Below are 17,399 nucleotides of genomic sequence, written 5' to 3' on the forward strand. Positions count from 1 at the left end.
AATCCTCAGGCGGCTTCGGCGTTGTCTTCGGCGCTGTCGGCGGTGCCGACGGCGTTGTCGCTGTCATCGTCACGACGACGGCGTTCGCCACGCTCGGGCTTGTCGCCCTTCTCGTCCTTGAACTTCATGATCAGGGACTGTTCGGTGTCGGCTTCGTCGCGCTTCATGACCAGGTGACGCAGCACGGCATCGTTGAAACGGAAACCGTCGACCAGCTCGTTGAGCACGGTCTGGGTGACTTCGATGTTCAACAGGACGTAGTGAGCCTTGACCAGGTTCGAGATCGGGTAAGCCAGCTGACGGCGGCCCCAGTCTTCGAGACGGTGGATCTTGCCTTCACCGGCTTCGATCAGCGACTTGTAGCGCTCGATCATGGCCGGCACCTGCTCGCTCTGGTCCGGATGGACCAGGAACACGACTTCGTAATGACGCATGGTGTGATTCCTTGTGGATGAGGGATCGCCGGGGGCGACCCGATTCAGCCCCCCAAGACCCGCATCGGGTCCGGTGGAGCAAGGTCCCGACACGGCCGCAGGCCATGTGGGAGCCGGAAAGTATGGCAGGGACAGGGGCTTACGTGCAAATCGACGCCAGGGCGGCGAACGGGGCCGGCGATGCGGATGCGGGCCCGAGGCCCGGACGGACGCCGGGCCGGCCCGTTGCCCAGCCCTCGCCATAAGTCCGCGTCAGGCCTGCGGCCGCGCGGCGGGCGCCGTGATCCGATCACAGCGCCCGTGTGCGTAAAACCTTAAATATATGCCGTAAGTAATTGAATTAAATAATCAGGTGCGCTTCTTACCGGCAATCCACGCATCGATATGCTTCTCCAGCACGCTCAGCGGCACCGAGCCGGTCGAGAGCACTTCATCGTTGAAGTCGCGCACATCGAAGTCTTTGCCCAGCGCTTGGCGCGAACGCTCGCGCAGCTCGGAAATCTTGAGCTGGCCGATCTTGTACGCCAGCGCCTGTCCCGGGGTGCCGATGTAGCGGTCGATCTCGTTAACCACGTCCTGCTCGGTCTTGGGCGCGTTGTCGGTGAAGAACTTGATCGCCTGCTCGCGGCTCCAGCCCTTGGCGTGCATGCCGGTGTCGACCACCAGCCGCACCGCCCGCCACATGTCGTAGGACAGCTGACCCATGCGGTCGTAGGGATCGTCGTACAGGCCCATGTCGTAGCCCAGGCGCTCGGCGTACAGGCCCCAGCCCTCGCCGTAGGCGACGAAGTAGCCGGTGCGGCGGAACATCGGCGCGTCGGGCAGTTCCAGGCCGCGGGCGAACTGGAAGTGATGGCCCGGCACCGCTTCATGCAGCGACAGCGGAATCATTTCCCAGGTCGGGCGCATCTCGGGCTTATACAGATTGACGTAGTAGAACCCCGCGCGGCTGCCGTCCACGGCACCGGCCAGGTAATAGGCGGTGGTGGTGTCGGGCGCGATGTTGTCCGGGATCGGACGCACGCCGTAGGGCTGGCGCGGGATGATCTTGGAGATCTTCACCAGTTCCGGATCGATCCGCTTGGCCGTGGCCTGATACGCCTCCAGCAGCTCGGCCGGGGTCTTGTGGAAGAACTTCGGATCGGTGCGCAGGTAATGGAAGAACGCCGGCAAGTCGCCCTTGAAGCCGACCTCGCTCTTGATCTTCTCCATCTCGGCGCGGATGCGCGCGACTTCCTTCAGGCCGATCTGGTGGATCGCATCGGCGCTCAGGTCGGTGGTGGTGTAGTCGGCGGCGAGGAAGTCGTAATAGGCCTTGCCATCGGGCAGATCGGCGGCGGCGATGCTGGTGCGGGTGTTCGGCAGGTAGTCCTTGTCGAAGAACTCGCCGAAGCGGCGATAGGCGGGCACCAGGGTTTCGCTGATCACCTTTTTGGCCTCGGCCTGCAGCGCGCTGCGCTCGGCCGCCGGGATGGCGTCGGGGAAACGGGCGAAGGGCTTGTAGAACGGGCTCTTGCCCGGATCGGTCACGACCTGCTTGGCGATCTGGCCCGGCACGCGCTGCATCAGCACCCGCGGCGGAGTGAGGCCGGCCTTGACGCCCTCGCGCAGCAGCGCCTGGTTCTGTTCGATCACTGTCGGCACCGCGCGCATGCGCGCGAGCCAGTCACGGTAGTCCTTGACCTCGGTGAAGCTCAGCGCCTCGACCACGCCGTCCAGGGTCTGCACCCCGCCCTGCTGGCTCAGCGGCATCAGGTATTCGCGGTACTTCTGCCGCTCGATGGCTTTTTCCAGGTTCCAGGCGAATACGTCGTAGTTGAGCTGATCGTCCACCGACAGCTGGCCGCGATCGATCGCCTTGAGCTCGGCGAGCGCCTTGCGATCGCCTTCGGCGCGCGCCTGGATCGCGCTCAGGCTCTGGTCGGTCCAGCGGTCGTTGAAGCGCTTGTCGCCGTTGTAGCTGGCGCCTTCCGGGCTTTCGCGCAGGCCGCGTTCCCATTGCGCGTCGAACAATCGGAACAAGGCTTGCGCGGAGGCGTTGCGGGCGGGCGTGGCGGTGGCGGACGCCGCCGGCGCGGCGGCGGCGGAAGTCGCGCACGCGCAGGCCAGGGCCGAAGCGAGCAGCACGGAACGAAGCATGTGGGATTTCCAGCGAGGCGAGCGTCGCAGTCTAGCCGCCGGCCCCGGGCGCGGCCGCGTGACGAAAGATGGGGGCCAGACATGCCGATGCGCGATCCGGATCGGCCAGGCGAGACGCGTCTTTCCCTAACCGGCCGTGAACCCGCTCACATCGGCGACGTTCCATTTCGTTACCATGTGAAAAAATCTCAGTCATATCAATGCCCTGCCCGCTGTCGCGGCAGCGCACGTCCGCTCATTCGGGATTCGCCACACAGATGCCTACCCACCCCGCGCCCGACCGGATCGCCGTGATCATCCCCAGCTACAAGGTGCGCCGGCACATCCTGGCCGTCATCGACGCGATCGGGCCGGAGGTCGAGCGCGTCTACGTGGTCGATGATCAGTGCCCGGACGAGAGCGGACGCTATGTCGCGGAGAACTGCCGCGACCCGCGCGTGGTGGTGCTGCGGCATGAGGTCAACCAGGGCGTCGGCGGCGCGGTCATGACCGGCTATGCGGCGGCGGCGGCGGACGGTTTCACCATCGCGGTCAAGATCGACGGCGACGGCCAGATGGACCCGCGCCTGCTGCCCATCTTCGTCCAGCCCATCCTTGAAGGCCGCGCCGACTACACCAAGGGCAACCGCTTCTACGATCTGTCGCAGATCCAGCGCATGCCCAAGATCCGCCTGATCGGCAACGCCGGCCTGTCGTTCCTGAGCAAGCTGTCGACCGGCTACTGGAACACCTTCGACCCCACCAACGGCTACACCGCCATCCACACCCGGGTCGCCGCGCACCTGCCCTTCGACCGCATCAGCCGTCGCTATTTCTTCGAGACCGATCTGCTGTTCCGGCTCAACATCGCCCGCGCGACCGTGCTGGACATCCCGATGGACGCGGTCTACGCCGACGAAGAAAGCAACCTGCACATCCGCAAGATCTTCGGCGAGTTCCTCGGCAAGCACATCCGCAATTTCTTCAAGCGCATCTTCTACAACTACTTCCTGCGCGACATGTCGGCCGCGTCGCTGGAGCTGGCCTTCGGCAGCGTGCTGATCGCCTTCGGCCTGATCTACGGCTGCTGGCAGTGGTTCTCGTCCATGCAGCTGGGCGTGACCACGCCGGCCGGCTCGGTGATGCTGGCGGCGCTGCCGTTGATCGTGGGTTTGCAGTTCGTGCTTGCCTTCGTTTCCTTCGACGTGGCCAATGTCCCGGCCCGCACCATCGCTCCCCTGCTGCCTGACACGCATCGCAATAGATAATGGTGCGGCACCCGCGCTCGCGTCGGCTCGACAGCCGACCGGCGACGCGCACCGGGGCCGCGCACCTCATCTTCATCGCAAGGACATGTTCTGTTGAAGCCCGATCAGCCGACCCGTTTCAATCACTGGAATGCAGTTCTCGCGCTCGGCGCCGTCGCGGTGTTGGCGGCGATTATTACGCGCGATACCGGCCTGTACGCATCGGTATTCGGCGATGAATGGACTTACAGCTCCAACTCGCGCCTGGCCCCGATCGCGGATGCGAAAATCCCGTCCTATCTGTATTTGTGGATATTCCGGCTGACCAATCAATGCGGCGCCGACTTTTTGAGCTGCGCACGCTGGTTGAACGCGATTTTCTTCGTGGCCGCGGCGCCCTTCATCTACGCGGTGCTCAAGCCTTACACCAGCCCGGGCAAAGCCGTGGCGCTGGCGCTGGTGGCGATCGCCGCGCCGGCCAATTCGTTCGCCACCTTGTTCATGCCCGAATCGCTGTATTTCTTCATGTTCTGGGTGCTGAGCTTCGTGGCGCTGCGTCCGTATGCCGCCCGGCCCTGGCGCTACGCGGTCCAATGCGGCGCGATGCTCGGCCTGATGTGCCTGGTCAAGCTGCATGCCTTGTTCTTGCTGGGCGGCCTGTGCGCTTTCGTGCTGATCGACGCGCTGTGGCCCGGAGTGCGGGGCCGGCTTAAACCGGCGTTGATCGTACTGGCCGCGACCGTCGTGGTGTTCTTCGCGGTTCGCTTCGGCCTGGGCTATGCGCTCGGCGGAAAGGGCGCGTTGAGCTTGATGGGCGAGTTCTATTCGACCCAGGCGAACGTAAGCAAGGGACAGCTTCCGCTGGATGCGCTGATCTGGAACACGATGAAGTCCGGTTGGGGCCATGTGATCGGGCTGTGCATGCTGTTCGGGCCGCTGCTTGTCGCCGCCGTGTTCAATCTGGTGCGCGGCAACGACGAGCAGTCGCAACGCGCACGCAGCGCGGTCCTGTTCGGGTTGACCATGTTGGCGGCGCTGGTGACCATCACCGCGTACTTCACCGCCAGCATGAGCTACAGCGAAAACATCGGCCGCCTGCACCAGCGCTATTACGATTTCTGCTTGCCGCTGCTGTTGCTCGGCGCGCTCGCCTGGCGCGGACTGGAGGCCCATCCGGCGGCGTGGAAGAAGACGCTCACCCGTGCCGCGACCGTGATCATCGCGCTGCTGATGTTGTATGCGGCCACCATCGGGCTTCGGCTCTACACCCCGTATTTCGTCGATTCGCCGGAACTGAGCTGGGTCCAGGGCCGGCGCCTGTTGCCGGCGCTGATCGGCGGCATCGGCGCGATCGCCTGCTTGAGTTTCATTTTCAGCGATCTGCGCAAGGCCCGTCTGGCCGCCCTGGGCTACTACGTGCTGATCGTCGCCGCGGGCACGACGGCGGCGACGGTGACGACGCGTTCGCGCACCTACGTCGACGAGTTCGTGCAGGCAGGACAGTTGCTGCGGACCCAGTACCCCGATGTCGCCCGAGATGGGCAGTTGGTCGGCGATCTATATGCCGGATTGCTCAAGGCGAAGTTCTATGCCGACTCGAATACGCTCGAAGTCGTCGCCACCAATCCCGCCGGCGGCTTCGACAAAGGTCTGGACTGGACGCGCGACAGCGCGGTGTTGTTCGACGATTGGCAGCTGCCGCCCGGCAGTTATCACCGCAAGCGGGCGTACAAGGGCTTCACCGTCTACTGGCTGCGCAAGCGCGACACGCTGGATTTCAGCAAGCCGCTGCCGGCTTCGGTGAAATCGGCGCAAGGCCTGGCGGCGCCGGAATCGTTCGGACGCTGGTCGCAGGACAAGGAAGTCGTGCTCGCTTTCAATGAGCCGATCTCCGGCGACCTGCAAGTGACTATCGAAGCCAGCGCGTTCGGGCCCAACGTCGGTCAACCCTTCGCCATCGCGCTCGGCCAAGTGGAGCGGCCGCTGCAACTGGGGGCCACGGCGCAGGTCCACACGCTGGACTTTCCGGATGTGGTCGATGCCCGGACCTTGGTGATCCGCGTGCCGCAGCCGACCTCGCCGCAGCAGCTCGGGATCGGCCAGGATCCGCGCGCACTGGGCATCTCGCTGGTCCGGTTGAGCATGGGCCCGAAAAACAACCAGCCCGTGCGCGTCTGCGACCGTCTCGCCGCAGACTGCCGCGCTGCCACCGACGGCTTGCCTACCGGCCAGCCGGAGAAGTGATGGGAATCCGCCGGCCCGGTTTCGGGCCGCGCGGTTTCAGGCCGCGTCTACCTGCGTGGTGAAGCTCTCCCCGCAACCGCACTCGGCCGTGGCATTGGGATTCTGGAACACGAACATCTCGCCCAGGCCCTGCTTGAGGAAATCGATGCGGGTGCCTTCGACCAGCGGCAGGCTGATCGGATCGACGTAGATGCGCACGCCGTCCTGTTCGAACACGGTGTCTCCGGCGCGTTCTTCGCGGGCCAGGTCGGCGGTGTGCTGCCAGCCCGAGCAACCGGTACGGGTCACGCCGAAACGCAGGCCCAGGGCGGTCGGCGTCTCGGCCAGGAAGGTCTGGACGCGGGCAAGAGCGGCGGGAGCGAGGGTGACGGGCATGACGGTACTCGTAGGATGCGGCTCGACGGACTGGCTGAGCCGGTCGGTCCGGCCGGCTGCGATGGTTCACCGATGACGGAATCTTATCAGTCCGGCATTCGGGGGCTGTACCCGATATGGCGGCATGTGCGGCCGGTTCAAGCCGGGCTGAATCGGGCCGTGGCGCCCGGCTTGGTTGGGGTTCGGGCTTCGATCGGCGCCGATCGGCCGCGATCGGGTCAGCCGCCCCCACCCGCCGCGCTCGCGCCCGACGCCGGTTCCGACTCCGGCGGCGCCAGCAGATAGGTCGCGAAACTGCCCAGCCAATGCGCGCCGGCGTAATGCGTGTCGCCGACCGCGATCAGCCCCAGCTCGCGATGCACCGCCGCGGCCGCGCGCAAGGCGCCGATGCGACGGTCGCGCGGCGGCAGGCCGCGGGCGATGCCTTCCAGCATCCAGGCGCGGCTGAGATTGAGGCCGTCCAGGTGCGCCAGCTTGCCGTCGCCCGGGTCCAGCACCAACCCCGGGGTGAGCCAGTCGGCGCGGGCGCGGCGCGGAATCTGCGGCAGGAAGTCCTTGAGCCAGCGGGCGAATTCCGGCGCCGGCAGCACCCGCCGCATCAGGTCGGCCTCGGCCAGGCACGGCGAGAGGAAGTCCTGGCCCGAGGGCTCGTAGGCCAGCGGGCAGTTGCGGTCGCCCAGGTAATAGAAGCGCGAGCGGGCGATCAGCGCCTCGCGCAGGGCGTTGTCGCCGCTGATCCCGGTCCAGTCCAGGGCCAGGCCGAAGGCGAACGCGGTCTGGCTGTGTTCACCGACCCGGATCGGCTTGGTCAACTTGGGCAGCCAGCGCTGCAGCCGCTGCGATGCCTCGCGTTCCAGCGGTTCCAGCGCTTTCGCCCATTGCCGCGCCTGCGGATCGTCCCAGCCGCGCAGTTGCGCGCCCAGTTGCAGCAGCCAGGCCAGGCCGTAGGGGCGTTCGAAACTCTCGTCGGCATGGCGCAGGTAAGCCAGTTCGCCGGCCAGATTGCTGTCGGTCAGGCTGCGCGCGAGCGCCGCGCGGGCCTGGGCCGCGAACGGCGCCTGCGGAAAGCGCTGCGCCAGCCGCGCCAGCAGCCAGTGGCCGTGGACCGAGGAATGCCAGTCGTAACAGCCGAAAAACGCCGGATAGAGTCTGCTCGGCGCGGCGACATCGCCGGCGCCTTCCAGGCGGTGGGCGATCTTGTTCGGGTACTCGCGGCCCACGCAGCTCAGCGCCAGGCCGGCGAAATGGGCGGCGTGGGCTTCATCCAGCGAGACCATCTCCGGCTCGGGCAGCAGCGGCGATTTGGCTATCGGCTCCTGCGCCGATACGCCGCCCGCGCAGCACAGCAGCGCCAGCGCGGCCCACGCCCGCGCCGTCCGCGCGCCGGCCCGCAACCATCGCCGCGCACCGATCCGGCCCTTGCCGCCCGCCCCGATTGTGCTCATGCCACGCCCCTACCCGTGATCGATAGCGCAGTCTACGGGCGCCGCCGCCGGCGCGCTGCGCCGGTCCCATCCGTTATGATCGCCGTCCCTCACTTTTCATTGCGCTAAGGCGGCACGACATGACGGTGGTAAGCGTCGAACAGGCACTCGCGGGCAAGATCCCGGCGGGCGGCGAGGTCACGGTACGCGGCTGGGTGCGCACCCGGCGCGATTCCAAGGCCGGACTGAGCTTCGTCAACGTCAGCGACGGCTCCTGCTTCGCGCCGATCCAGGTGGTCGCCACCAATGCGCTGTCGAATTACGACGATGAGGTCAAGCACCTCACCGCCGGCTGCGCGGTGATCGCCACTGGCCATCTGGTCGCATCGCAAGGCCAGGGCCAGAGCTACGAGATCCAGGCCAGCAAGCTGGAAGTGGTCGGCTGGGTCGAGGACCCGCTCACCTACCCCATGCAGCCCAAGCAGCACACGCTGGAGTACCTGCGCGAGTTCGCCCACCTGCGCCCGCGCACCAACCTGTTCGGCGCGGTCACCCGCATCCGCAACTCGCTGGCCCAGGCCGTGCACCGTTTCTTCCACGAGAACGGTTATTTCTGGATCAGCACGCCGATCATCACCACCTCCGACGCCGAAGGCGCCGGGCAGATGTTCCGCGTGTCCACGCTGGATCTGGTCAACCTGCCGCGCGACAAGGAAGGCGCGGTGGATTTCTCGCGCGACTTCTTCGGCAAGGAAACCTTCCTGACCGTGTCCGGCCAGCTCAACGCCGAGGCCTACGCGCTGGCGATGAGCAAGGTCTACACCTTCGGCCCGACCTTCCGCGCCGAGAACAGCAACACCACGCGCCATCTGGCCGAGTTCTGGATGATCGAGCCGGAGGTCGCGTTCAACGACCTGGCCGCCAACGCGCAGCTGGCGGAGGACTTCCTCAAGTACCTGTTCCGCGCCGTGCTCAGCGAACGCGCCGACGATCTGGCCTTCATCGCCGAACGGGTCGAACCCACCGCGCTGACCCGGCTTGAAGGTTTCGTCAACGCACCGTTCGAACGCATCGACTACACCGATGCGATCAGCCTGCTGCAGAAGTCCGGGCAGAAGTTCGAGTTCCCGGTCGAATGGGGCCTGGACCTGCAGACCGAGCACGAGCGCTGGCTGACCGAGCAGCACGTCGGCCGCCCGGTGGTGGTGACCAATTACCCCGAGCACTTCAAGGCCTTCTACATGCGCCTGAACGACGACGGCAAAACCGTCGCGGCGATGGACGTGCTGGCTCCGGGCATCGGCGAGATCATCGGCGGCAGCCAGCGCGAAGAGCGCCTGGACGTGCTCGACGCGCGCATGGCGCAGTTCGGCCTGGACCCGGCGCATTACGGCTGGTACCGCGATTTCCGCCGCTACGGCTCGGTCCCGCATGCCGGCTTCGGCCTGGGCTTCGAGCGCCTGGTGGTGTACGTGTGCGGGTTGAGCAATATCCGCGATGCGATCGCGTATCCGCGCGCGCCGGGTAATGCGGAGTTCTGATTCGCGACACGCGCCAAGCGAAGCGTGCGCTTTGGCCTTCGCTTTTTCGCTCGTCATCCCCGCGAAGGCGGGGATCCAGAGACTTCGCAGCCATGTCGCGGTACAGCCCTGGATCCCCGCCTTCGCGGGGATGACGGTCTGAAAATTACGCGATACGCGTGAAACGGCACGGCGCTCGACTTGAATCGCCAAGTGGTAGTTCGGCTCGCATCGCCGCTTCGTCCGGTAAATGAGGTAATGCCCAAGTGATCCTGTTCCTGGCCCTGACCTTCGTAGGCATAGCGGTGTCCGCGTTCTGCGCCTTCGCGATCTTCTGGCCGCTGGCGCTGGTGCATCTGCGCGACCGCCATCCGGCCCTGCGCGGGCAACTGGGCGAGGCCGCGTTCGTGCATCCGGCGGCGTGGAACTGGCTGCTGCGCCAGCGTTATCGCGCCGCCGCCGACCGCAATCTCGACGGTCTGGCGACGCCGGCGCGGGTGTCGCTGCTGATCGTGTTCGCGTCGCTGGCCTGCGCCGGCCTGCTCTGGCTGCTTTCCTCCGTGGTGTCCTGATGAACGATATGTACGAAAACGAACAATGGTGGCTGGCCACGCTCGGCCGCACCCTGGTCTGGGCGCGGCTGCGGGTGCTCGAAGCCGGCACCGCCGAGGTCCTGGACAGCGACGGCAAGATCCTGCCCTACGACAGCGAAGACACCGCGCGTGCGGCGCTGATGGACGCGGAGTTCGTCGAACTCACCGGCCTGGACGAAGACGACGCGCAAAGCCGCGGCTTCTCCCTGGCCGAGCTGACGCCGCCGCAGGCCGGCAACGATGAGGCGCTGGCCGCGCTGATGATGCGCAAGCTGCCGCCGCGCCACTGACGCGCGCCGCAATACGAACACTCACCGTCGCCGCATCCGGAGACCCGCATGGACCTCAACCTCACCGGCAAACACGCCCTGGTCTGCGGCGCCTCAGAAGGCATCGGCCGCGCGAGCGCGCACGAACTGGCCCTGCTCGGCTGCGACGTCACCGTGCTGGCGCGCCGCCCCGAGGCCCTGGCCGCGGTCGCCGAAGCCCTGCCGCGCAGCGGCGCGCAGGCGCACGGCTGGATCGCCGCCGACGTCGGCGACGCCGCCGCGCTGAGCGCGCAGGTAACGGCGCTGGCGGCCGGCAAGCCGGTGCATATCCTGATCAACAACACCGGCGGCCCGCCGGGCGGCCCGGCGCATACCGCGCTCGATGCGGCCTATCAGGATGCGTTCGCGCGCCACCTGATCGCCAATCAGACCCTGGTGCGCGCGTTGCTGCCGGGCATGCGCTCGGCGCAGTGGGGCCGCGTGGTCAACGTGATCTCGACCTCGGTCAAGGAACCCATCGTCGGCCTGGGCGTGTCCAACACGATCCGCGGCGCTGTCGCCAGTTGGGCCAAGACCTTGTCGCGCGAACTGGCCATCGACGGCATCACCGTCAACAACGTATTGCCCGGCTATACCAAGACCGCGCGCATCGAGCAGATCATCGGCGATCGCGCGCGCAACACCGGCCAGAGCGAGGACGCGGTGATCGAGGCCATGCGCAGGACCGTGCCGCTCAACCGTTTCGCCGAAGCGGCGGAGATCGCCGCGTGCATCGCGTTCTTGTGTTCGCCGGCGGCGGGCTACGTCAACGGCGTGAGTCTGGCGGTGGATGGCGGGCGGATGCAGTCGATCTGAGGGTTGGGGTTCGCTGCTGCTGACCGAACAGCGTCGGGGCTGAAGCCCCTCCCACAAAAGATTGCCCGGTCTTCGCGAGGCGTCGAGTTTTTTGTGGGAGGGGCTTCAGCCCCGATGCTGTTCGATCAAATCTCCGCAACACCCTCAAGTGCCTGCCCTACTCGGCCGCTAGATAGCGACCGCGCAGCGAACGCTCGAACCACCACAAACCCGCGCTGAGCGCCAGCCAGGCGAAGAACCACGGCCACGGCGAGCCGCGTTCGCCATCGGCGGCCTGCGCTCCCGTCGCCGCGCCACCGCGCTGCATCGACTCCAGACTCAACCCCGCCGTGGCTTCGCGCAATTCGCTGGCCCGCAACCCCGGCGCTTCGTCGCGAGCGCGCACATAGAACGGCAGCAAGCGCTCGCCTTGCCGCAACGAATGCCAGCCCGCCGAGCTCGGCCAGAACCCGGCGCAACGCTCGCGGCCAGTGTCCGGATCGACCACCAGCGCCACCGCCGGCCCGCGCGGCGGCAGAACCTGCGCGCCGTCGGCGAGGCCGCACACGCGCGTGCGCTCATCCTGGCGCGGCGAACCGTCGATACGCGCCGATTCGCTCGAACGCGCTCGGGTCAATGTCGACAACGCATCGCTCCACAGCCGGCCATGCAGATCGTCGCGCCCGGCCAGCACCAGCTTGAAGCTGTCGCTCAGGCCCCACAGCGCAAATCGTCCCTGCCCGAGCGCACGCCATGCCGCATACGCCTTGCCGTCGGCATCGCGCGCCAGCGGTTGCAGCCCGGCGCTGTCGAGCGCGAGCACGCGCCGCGTCAATGCCGGCGCCTCGGCCGGCGCTTGATCGCGCGGACGCGGCGCATCGACGCTGCCGGGCCCCAGGCGCGCGCGCGTGGCCGCTTCGTCGGCGCCGATCACCGGCAGACGCAGCTCGCTCGCATCCGCGCCGGCGCCGGGCTCGAAACCCAGCTCGCGCAACTGCGCGCGCGTGCGCGGCGACAACGGCCCGCCGACGCGCAGCAACACACCCAGGCCGCCGCGCGCTGCGGCGATCACCGCGTTGCGCTGAGTCTCGCCGAGCGACTCCCAGGCGCGTTCGTCCAGCACCAGCAGATCGAATCCGGCCAAGGTCGCCGCGTTCAAACTCAACGGCGCATCGCCGAGCTGCAGCCCCGCGCCGACACTGATCTGCGTGTGCGGCTTGAGCCCGGCGTCGGCGGCCCAGCGGCGCAGATACTTGAGCTCGGGGCCGGGCGCGCCCGCCAGCAACAACAACTTCGGCGCCGGCCGCGCTTCGATCGCGACCGGCACGTCGACCTGTTCGATCACCTGCTGGCGCGCATCGCGCAAACGCAACTGGAACATCGCCAACCCGGCGCTGCGCGCGACCGCGCTCAGGGCGAAGCCGCCGTCGCCGCGCAGCACCGCGCGATCCACCCGCTGCGAGCCCGGATCGAGCAATTCCACGCTGCCGCCGGGCATGGTTTCCACCCGCCCGGACAGCCAGAACTCTTCGCCTTCGCCGACCCGCGCCGGCGACCACAGTCCGCTCAGTCCGCGCGGCAACGGCGCGGCGACGAATTCGATCGCCAGCCCGCGCGCGGCGTCGCGATCGCGCGGCGGCAGACCCGCGCCGAGCACACGCAGCCGCTGCGTGCCGGGATGACGGCGCAGCGCGCTGGCCAGATCCGGAACGCGCTCGCCGACCGCGGCAGGCGGCGCTTCGGGCAAGGCCACGCGGATATCGCCGGCGCCCTCACTGGCGCCAGCGGCGGCGCCGGCGGTGCTGACGATCATGGTTCCGGCCTGGCCCGGCAGGCGCGGCGGCAATACGGCGAAATACAGCAGCGCGGCGATCACCGGTTGCGCGATCAGCAACACAGCCATGCGCCAGCCGCGCGAGCGCGTGGCCGCATCGCTGCGGTACTGGCGATACAGCAGTCGCGCGCTGGCGAGGATCGCGGCCAGTCCCAGCATGATGGCGACGGCGAGTTCGATGTTCATGCCCGCGCTCATGGCCGCGCCTGCTGCAAGGCGTCGAAGTAACGTCGGTCGCTGGCGTCGCCGCCGTCGCGCGGCCGCACCGACGCCGCCGGCCGGTTCAACAGCGGCCATAACAGGCCGCGCAGCTGCGCGCGGCAGCTCGCGCATTCGGGTTGATCGCGCAATGCCGCCAACGCGGCGGCGAAGGCCAGCGGATCGGGCACGCGCTCATCGTGTTCGCGCAGCCAACGCTCCAGCGCGGCGTAGTCGATCGACGCCGATGCCGCGCCGCGCGCGCCAGGTTCGAGTTCGCGCCACAACGCGGTCAGGGTCGGATCGGACGCGGTGGCCGCGCGCAGCTCATCGCCGCGCCGCGCCAGTCCCTTGCGTTCGCCGCTGAGCCGCCGGGTTTCGTCGATCGGCGGCAACTCCGGCCCGACCCGCGCCAGATAAATGCGGCTGGCCTGCTGCACCTGCTTGATGAAGGCCAGCGCCTTGTACGCATACGGCAGGGCTTGTTGTGGATGGCCCTGGCGCAGATGCAATTCCGACTGCCACATCTCGTCGAGCGCGGACTTGAGCAGCTTGCGCGTCTGCGGATCGAGCAAGGTCGCGGCCTCGGCGTGATCGTGGGTGTGGCCGTATTGCTCCAGCACCGAGCCTTCTTCGCCGAACACCGGCGGCTTGGCGTCGGGCGCGTGGCCGTGATCGTCGTGGTCGTCGTGCGCCTCGGTCTTGGCCGCGGCGCCGGCCTCGGCCGGGTGCGCGTCGTCCGGCGTTTGTTCGCTGTCGCTGGTCGGCAGCTTCGGCTCGCCTTCGGCTTCTTCTCCGAGGAACTGGCCGTAGCGCAAACGCAGCAGGCGCTGATCCACGCCGATCTCGTCCGAGCGCTTGAGGAAATGCTCGCCGTCGAGTTTGCGCCGCTGCGCGATCAGCGCTTCGGCGTCGATGATGATCTGGCGCTGGCTGCGGAAATAGGCCGGCAAGGTGGTCTTGACCATGCCCTCGATGCCGGTGGCCTCGCTGCCCAGATCGGCTGGCCAGCGCAGGATCAGGCTCGGGCTCAAGGCGCTCTGCGGCTTGGGCGCGCGATTGTCGTCGACCGCCAGTTGCACAATCAGATCGTCGCCGACGGCGAAACCGAGCGCGGCCAGATCGAGCCGGTGCTGGTAACGCTTCAGCCGCGCGCCGCCGCTGCCGCGCACGCTGACGAATTGCTCGCGGAAGGTGATGTTCTCGCCGCTGCCCTGGGCCAGGGTGATGCGCAGCCGCGCGTTGTCGGCCAGGCCGTAATCGTCGCTGGCCTCGAACGCGAGCGGCCACGCCTTCTGCCCGGGCGTCATCAGGCTCAATCCGCGATCGGGTTCGAGCACGCGCAGCTGCGGCGCCCGGTCGGGCGTGACGTCGATGCGATAGAGCCTGCGTGTCTGCGCTTGCGGCGCGGCGGTCGCTTCGATGCGGTACAGCACCGACTTCATCATGACCCGTTGCGCGCTCCAGTCCTCGCCGGCGCGGCTCAGCGTCAGCCGTTGGCCGTCGTGGAACACCAGCGCCACCGCGCTGGGTTGCGGTTGGAAGCGAAGGGTCCAGCGCAGTCGCGCGCCTTCGGCGACGCGGCCTTCCAGGCTCGGCTCATTGCGCGGCGGCAGCGCGGTGTACGCCGGGGAGTCGATGCGCAAGGCCTGCTGGATCAACCGGGGTTGGCCCGGCGCGGCGGCGATTTGCGGCGATGGCGATAAGCGATCGAGCGCCGCCGGCGTCGACGCGGCCGGCCACAGTGCGAGCGCCGCCAATGCGAACGCGGCGAGCAACAGCGACACGATCGAGCGACGCCGCGACCACGCCGGGCGCAGCTCCGTTGCCGGCGCGGTTTCGATCCGCTGCCGCAGCCGCGCTTGTTGCAGGCGCTGCAGCCCGCTCAGACCTTCCTCGCGCGCGAACAGCAGATCGGCGCTGTCGTCCATGTCGGCGCGCAAGGCGTTGAGCCGGCGGATCAGCCACGCCGTATCCAATCGCAAGCCATGCCACCAGGCGATTGCGCCGATCAAGCACAAGCCCACGAGCAACGCGATCCATGCCGGCGCCATGCCGTGCCAACGAGCGATCAGCAGCGCGACCGGCGTCAGCCACGGCAGCAAGGTCAAGGCGAGGTCGACACCGCGCCGGCGCCGCGCATCGCGCAGATATTGGTGCAAACGCTGCGCCGCGCTCATGGCGCCGCTCCGCGTCGACGGCCGGTGGCGAACCAGCGTTCGATCAGGAACAACACAGCGATCAGCAACGCCAGCCACGGACGCAGGTCCAGCGGCGGTCGCGCGAACGACGGCCCGCCGGCGCTCGGCGTGTAGTCCTGCGCCAGCACTCGCGCCGGTTGCGCGGCGGCCGGCTCGAACACAGCCAGCCAGCGCTGGGCGAATCCGGGCTGCAGCATCTGCGGCCAGGCGCGCGGCGACAACGGCCCTGTCAGGCGCAGCACGCGGCCGCGCCCGAACGACGCGCCTTCGATGCGCAGCGTTCCGTCGCCGTCGCGCCAGACCGGCGCGTCGAATCGCAACGCCGCGCCGGGCCAGCGGCTGTCGGCATCGATCAGCACGCTGCCGCCCTGCTCCACCCACGCGCTCACCGCCGCGGGCACGGGGCCGGGTGCCAGCCAGATCAGCGAGCGGCCCTGCGGGTCGAAGGTTTGTTCGATCGGTGCGATGGACGCCGATGCGGGATCGCCCGCGGCGTTCGCATCAGCGCCCGCGGCGATGGCGGCGCGCAGATACGGCAAGGCCGCGGCGCGATCGGCGGCGTAGCGGATCTGCGTCGGTGACGAACGCGGCGGCGTCGGCGCAGGCACATCGGTTGCGGCGCCGTCGATGATCCGCCATTGCAGCGGCCGCGACAGTTGCGGGCGCGAGCCATCGGCGCCGGTCAGCCGTCGCGGCGCGTACACCGTCAACGCGACCTCAGCCGGCAAGGTCGCATCCAGTTCGCGCAGCAGACTGGCGACCGGCTGCGGCGAAGTTGGCGCCGGGCGATCAAGCGACGGGAATCCCGGCGCCAACCAATGCCATTCCACTTCCTTCGATCCGGCTTGCGCAGCCGCGGCCTTGGCATCGACACCGGGCACCACCACGGCCCAGGGCCTGTCGCTATGCGCGCCGAACAACGCCGGCCGGGCCAGCAGCAGCGCCAGCGCCGCCAGCAACAGCAGGCGCAGCGCCAGCAACAGCCACTCATCGAAACGGATGCGATGACGCGGCTTGGGTTTCTGCCGCAGCCAGCGCAACGCGGCGAAATCGGTCGGGCGCTGTTCGCTGCGCCGGGCCAGATGGATCAGCAACGGAATCGCCAGCGCCGCCAGCGCGGCCAGGCCGATCGGCAGCAACAGCACCGGCGTCACGACGCCTCCATCGCATCGCGCGCGCCGAACAGACGGCGCAGCGGCAGATCGAGTTCTTCGTCGAGCACGTACTCGGCGTGACGGATGCCGCTGGCGTCCAGGCGCGCGTCCAGCGCCTTGCGCGCGGCGGCGAAGCGGCCGAGGAATTCATCGCGCAGCGCGGCGCCGTCGCCGAGCAGTTCTTCGCCGGTTTCCGGGTCGCGGAAGCGGTAGCCGCCGCGAAACGGGAAATCGCGTTCTTCCGCGGTGACGATGCGCAGGCTCAGCACTTCGCGCCGCGCCGAGGCCAGGCGCTCGGCGATGGCGACCGCGTCTTCGTCGAATCCGTCGCCGATCATCAGCGCCAGATCGCCGGCGCCGATGCGTTCCCACAGTGGCCGCAGTTGCTCGGCCGCCGGCCACGCGCCCTGCGCCGACACGTTGTGCAGTTCCAGCAGCAGGCGATCGCGCTGGCGCGCGCCGGCCGCGGGCGCCAGTAGGCGCAGGCCGTCGCCGCGCAGCACGATCAGGCCGAAGCGGTCGCCCTGGCGCAGCGCCAGTTCGGCCACGCAGGCGCTCAGGGCCTTGGCCGCGTCCAGCCGCGACCAACCCGGCCGCGCCGCGTCTTCCTGGCGCATCGAGGCGGTGGCATCCAGCAGCAGCCAGATCGCCAGCGGGCTTTCGCGTTCGGCCTCGCGCACGAAGAAGCGGTCCGAGCGCGCGTAGAGTTTCCAGTCGATCTGGCGCAGTTCGTCGCCGGGCTCGTAGGCGCGGTATTGGGCGAATTCCAGGCCGGCGCCGCGGCTGCGGCTGCTGTGCATGCCGATGCCGTGGGTGCCGACCGCGCGCTTGGAGGTCAGGTGCAGATTGCGCAGGCGCGCGCGCACCTTCGGCGGGATCAGATCGTGCACGGGCGGCTCCCGCGGCCAAGCGCGCATGCACGCGCGCCCGCCGCCGCGATCGCGGCGACGCCGG

Annotated in this window: 14 protein-coding genes; 6 read left to right on the forward strand and 8 right to left on the reverse strand. The window is 68.4% G+C overall.

Going from position 1 to position 17,399, the window contains the following annotated elements; translation table 11 throughout:
* Nucleotides 1-5: 5 nt before the first annotated feature.
* Nucleotides 6-434, reverse strand: coding sequence for a 30S ribosomal protein S6 (gene rpsF, locus AB4Y92_RS09770; RefSeq protein WP_441819454.1), 429 nt, complete (start codon nucleotides 432-434; stop codon nucleotides 6-8).
* 348 nt (nucleotides 435-782) lie between these two features.
* Entirely contained in the window at nucleotides 783-2,573 is a 1,791-nt protein-coding gene (locus AB4Y92_RS09775) for a DUF885 domain-containing protein (protein WP_441819455.1), read from the reverse strand.
* 257 nt (nucleotides 2,574-2,830) lie between these two features.
* Here AB4Y92_RS09775 and AB4Y92_RS09780 point away from each other — a divergent pair, with 257 nt between their 5' ends.
* Nucleotides 2,831-3,820, forward strand: a complete 990-nt coding sequence (locus AB4Y92_RS09780) for a glycosyltransferase family 2 protein (protein WP_441819456.1) — start codon at nucleotides 2,831-2,833, stop codon at nucleotides 3,818-3,820.
* A gap of 93 nt (nucleotides 3,821-3,913) precedes the next feature.
* Nucleotides 3,914-6,043 (forward strand): DUF7024 domain-containing protein, encoded by a 2,130-nt coding sequence (locus AB4Y92_RS09785; protein WP_441819457.1) that lies wholly within the window; start codon nucleotides 3,914-3,916, stop codon nucleotides 6,041-6,043.
* 36 nt (nucleotides 6,044-6,079) lie between these two features.
* Here the strand turns inward: AB4Y92_RS09785 and AB4Y92_RS09790 are convergent, their stop codons facing one another.
* The gene (locus AB4Y92_RS09790; RefSeq protein ID WP_441819458.1) at nucleotides 6,080-6,418 is read right to left on the reverse strand and encodes a HesB/IscA family protein; all 339 of its coding nucleotides are present in this window, start codon (nucleotides 6,416-6,418) and stop codon (nucleotides 6,080-6,082) included.
* Nucleotides 6,419-6,636: 218 nt separating this feature from the next.
* On the reverse strand, nucleotides 6,637-7,863 hold the full coding sequence (locus AB4Y92_RS09795) for a DUF2891 domain-containing protein (RefSeq protein WP_441819459.1): 1,227 nt from the start codon (nucleotides 7,861-7,863) through the stop codon (nucleotides 6,637-6,639).
* 119 nt (nucleotides 7,864-7,982) lie between these two features.
* Here AB4Y92_RS09795 and asnS point away from each other — a divergent pair, with 119 nt between their 5' ends.
* From asnS to AB4Y92_RS09815, 4 genes are all read left to right on the forward strand, one after another.
* Nucleotides 7,983-9,383, forward strand: coding sequence for an asparagine--tRNA ligase (gene asnS, locus AB4Y92_RS09800; RefSeq protein WP_441819460.1), 1,401 nt, complete (start codon nucleotides 7,983-7,985; stop codon nucleotides 9,381-9,383).
* A 245-nt stretch (nucleotides 9,384-9,628) separates the two neighbouring features.
* On the forward strand, nucleotides 9,629-9,934 hold the full coding sequence (locus AB4Y92_RS09805; RefSeq protein WP_057943048.1) for a hypothetical protein: 306 nt from the start codon (nucleotides 9,629-9,631) through the stop codon (nucleotides 9,932-9,934).
* Complete coding sequence (locus AB4Y92_RS09810) at nucleotides 9,934-10,245, forward strand: hypothetical protein (RefSeq protein WP_441819461.1); 312 nt, start codon at nucleotides 9,934-9,936, stop codon at nucleotides 10,243-10,245. The genes AB4Y92_RS09805 and AB4Y92_RS09810 overlap by 1 nt, the downstream gene beginning before the upstream one ends.
* A 48-nt stretch (nucleotides 10,246-10,293) precedes the next feature.
* Nucleotides 10,294-11,079 carry an SDR family NAD(P)-dependent oxidoreductase gene (locus tag AB4Y92_RS09815; RefSeq protein WP_441819462.1) on the forward strand — a complete coding sequence of 262 codons (786 nt, stop codon included), beginning with the start codon at nucleotides 10,294-10,296 and terminating at the stop codon, nucleotides 11,077-11,079.
* A gap of 157 nt (nucleotides 11,080-11,236) precedes the next feature.
* Here the strand turns inward: AB4Y92_RS09815 and AB4Y92_RS09820 are convergent, their stop codons facing one another.
* The 4 genes from AB4Y92_RS09820 to AB4Y92_RS09835 are packed head-to-tail and all read right to left on the reverse strand — an operon-like array spanning nucleotide 11,237 to nucleotide 17,335.
* Nucleotides 11,237-13,078, reverse strand: coding sequence for a carboxypeptidase regulatory-like domain-containing protein (locus tag AB4Y92_RS09820; protein WP_441819463.1), 1,842 nt, complete (start codon nucleotides 13,076-13,078; stop codon nucleotides 11,237-11,239).
* Nucleotides 13,079-13,086: 8 nt separating this feature from the next.
* Nucleotides 13,087-15,270 carry a hypothetical protein gene (locus AB4Y92_RS09825; protein ID WP_441819464.1) on the reverse strand — a complete coding sequence of 728 codons (2,184 nt, stop codon included), beginning with the start codon at nucleotides 15,268-15,270 and terminating at the stop codon, nucleotides 13,087-13,089.
* Complete coding sequence (locus AB4Y92_RS09830) at nucleotides 15,267-16,445, reverse strand: BatA domain-containing protein (protein WP_441819465.1); 1,179 nt, start codon at nucleotides 16,443-16,445, stop codon at nucleotides 15,267-15,269. The genes AB4Y92_RS09825 and AB4Y92_RS09830 overlap by 4 nt, the downstream gene beginning before the upstream one ends.
* On the reverse strand, nucleotides 16,442-17,335 hold the full coding sequence (locus tag AB4Y92_RS09835; RefSeq protein WP_441819466.1) for a DUF58 domain-containing protein: 894 nt from the start codon (nucleotides 17,333-17,335) through the stop codon (nucleotides 16,442-16,444). Before AB4Y92_RS09835 ends, AB4Y92_RS09830 begins: the two co-directional genes overlap by 4 nt.
* Between the last annotated feature and the right edge of the window lie 64 nt (nucleotides 17,336-17,399).

The sequence above is a fragment of the Lysobacter sp. TAB13 genome, assembly GCF_052113885.1.
GTDB lineage: Bacteria > Pseudomonadota > Gammaproteobacteria > Xanthomonadales > Xanthomonadaceae > Lysobacter > Lysobacter gummosus.

Excerpts from the sequence above, each read along its gene's own strand:
- rpsF (WP_441819454.1), bottom strand. The coding sequence starts at position 434 with ATGCGTCATTACGAAGTCGTGTTCCTGGTCCATCCGGACCAGAGCGAG.
- AB4Y92_RS09775 (WP_441819455.1), bottom strand. The coding sequence starts at position 2,573 with ATGCTTCGTTCCGTGCTGCTCGCTTCGGCCCTGGCCTGCGCGTGCGCG.
- AB4Y92_RS09780 (WP_441819456.1), top strand. The coding sequence starts at position 2,831 with ATGCCTACCCACCCCGCGCCCGACCGGATCGCCGTGATCATCCCCAGC.
- AB4Y92_RS09790 (WP_441819458.1), bottom strand. The coding sequence starts at position 6,418 with ATGCCCGTCACCCTCGCTCCCGCCGCTCTTGCCCGCGTCCAGACCTTC.
- AB4Y92_RS09795 (WP_441819459.1), bottom strand. The coding sequence starts at position 7,863 with ATGAGCACAATCGGGGCGGGCGGCAAGGGCCGGATCGGTGCGCGGCGA.
- asnS (WP_441819460.1), top strand. The coding sequence starts at position 7,983 with ATGACGGTGGTAAGCGTCGAACAGGCACTCGCGGGCAAGATCCCGGCG.
- AB4Y92_RS09810 (WP_441819461.1), top strand. The coding sequence starts at position 9,934 with ATGAACGATATGTACGAAAACGAACAATGGTGGCTGGCCACGCTCGGC.
- AB4Y92_RS09815 (WP_441819462.1), top strand. The coding sequence starts at position 10,294 with ATGGACCTCAACCTCACCGGCAAACACGCCCTGGTCTGCGGCGCCTCA.
- AB4Y92_RS09820 (WP_441819463.1), bottom strand. The coding sequence starts at position 13,078 with ATGAACATCGAACTCGCCGTCGCCATCATGCTGGGACTGGCCGCGATC.
- AB4Y92_RS09825 (WP_441819464.1), bottom strand. The coding sequence starts at position 15,270 with ATGAGCGCGGCGCAGCGTTTGCACCAATATCTGCGCGATGCGCGGCGC.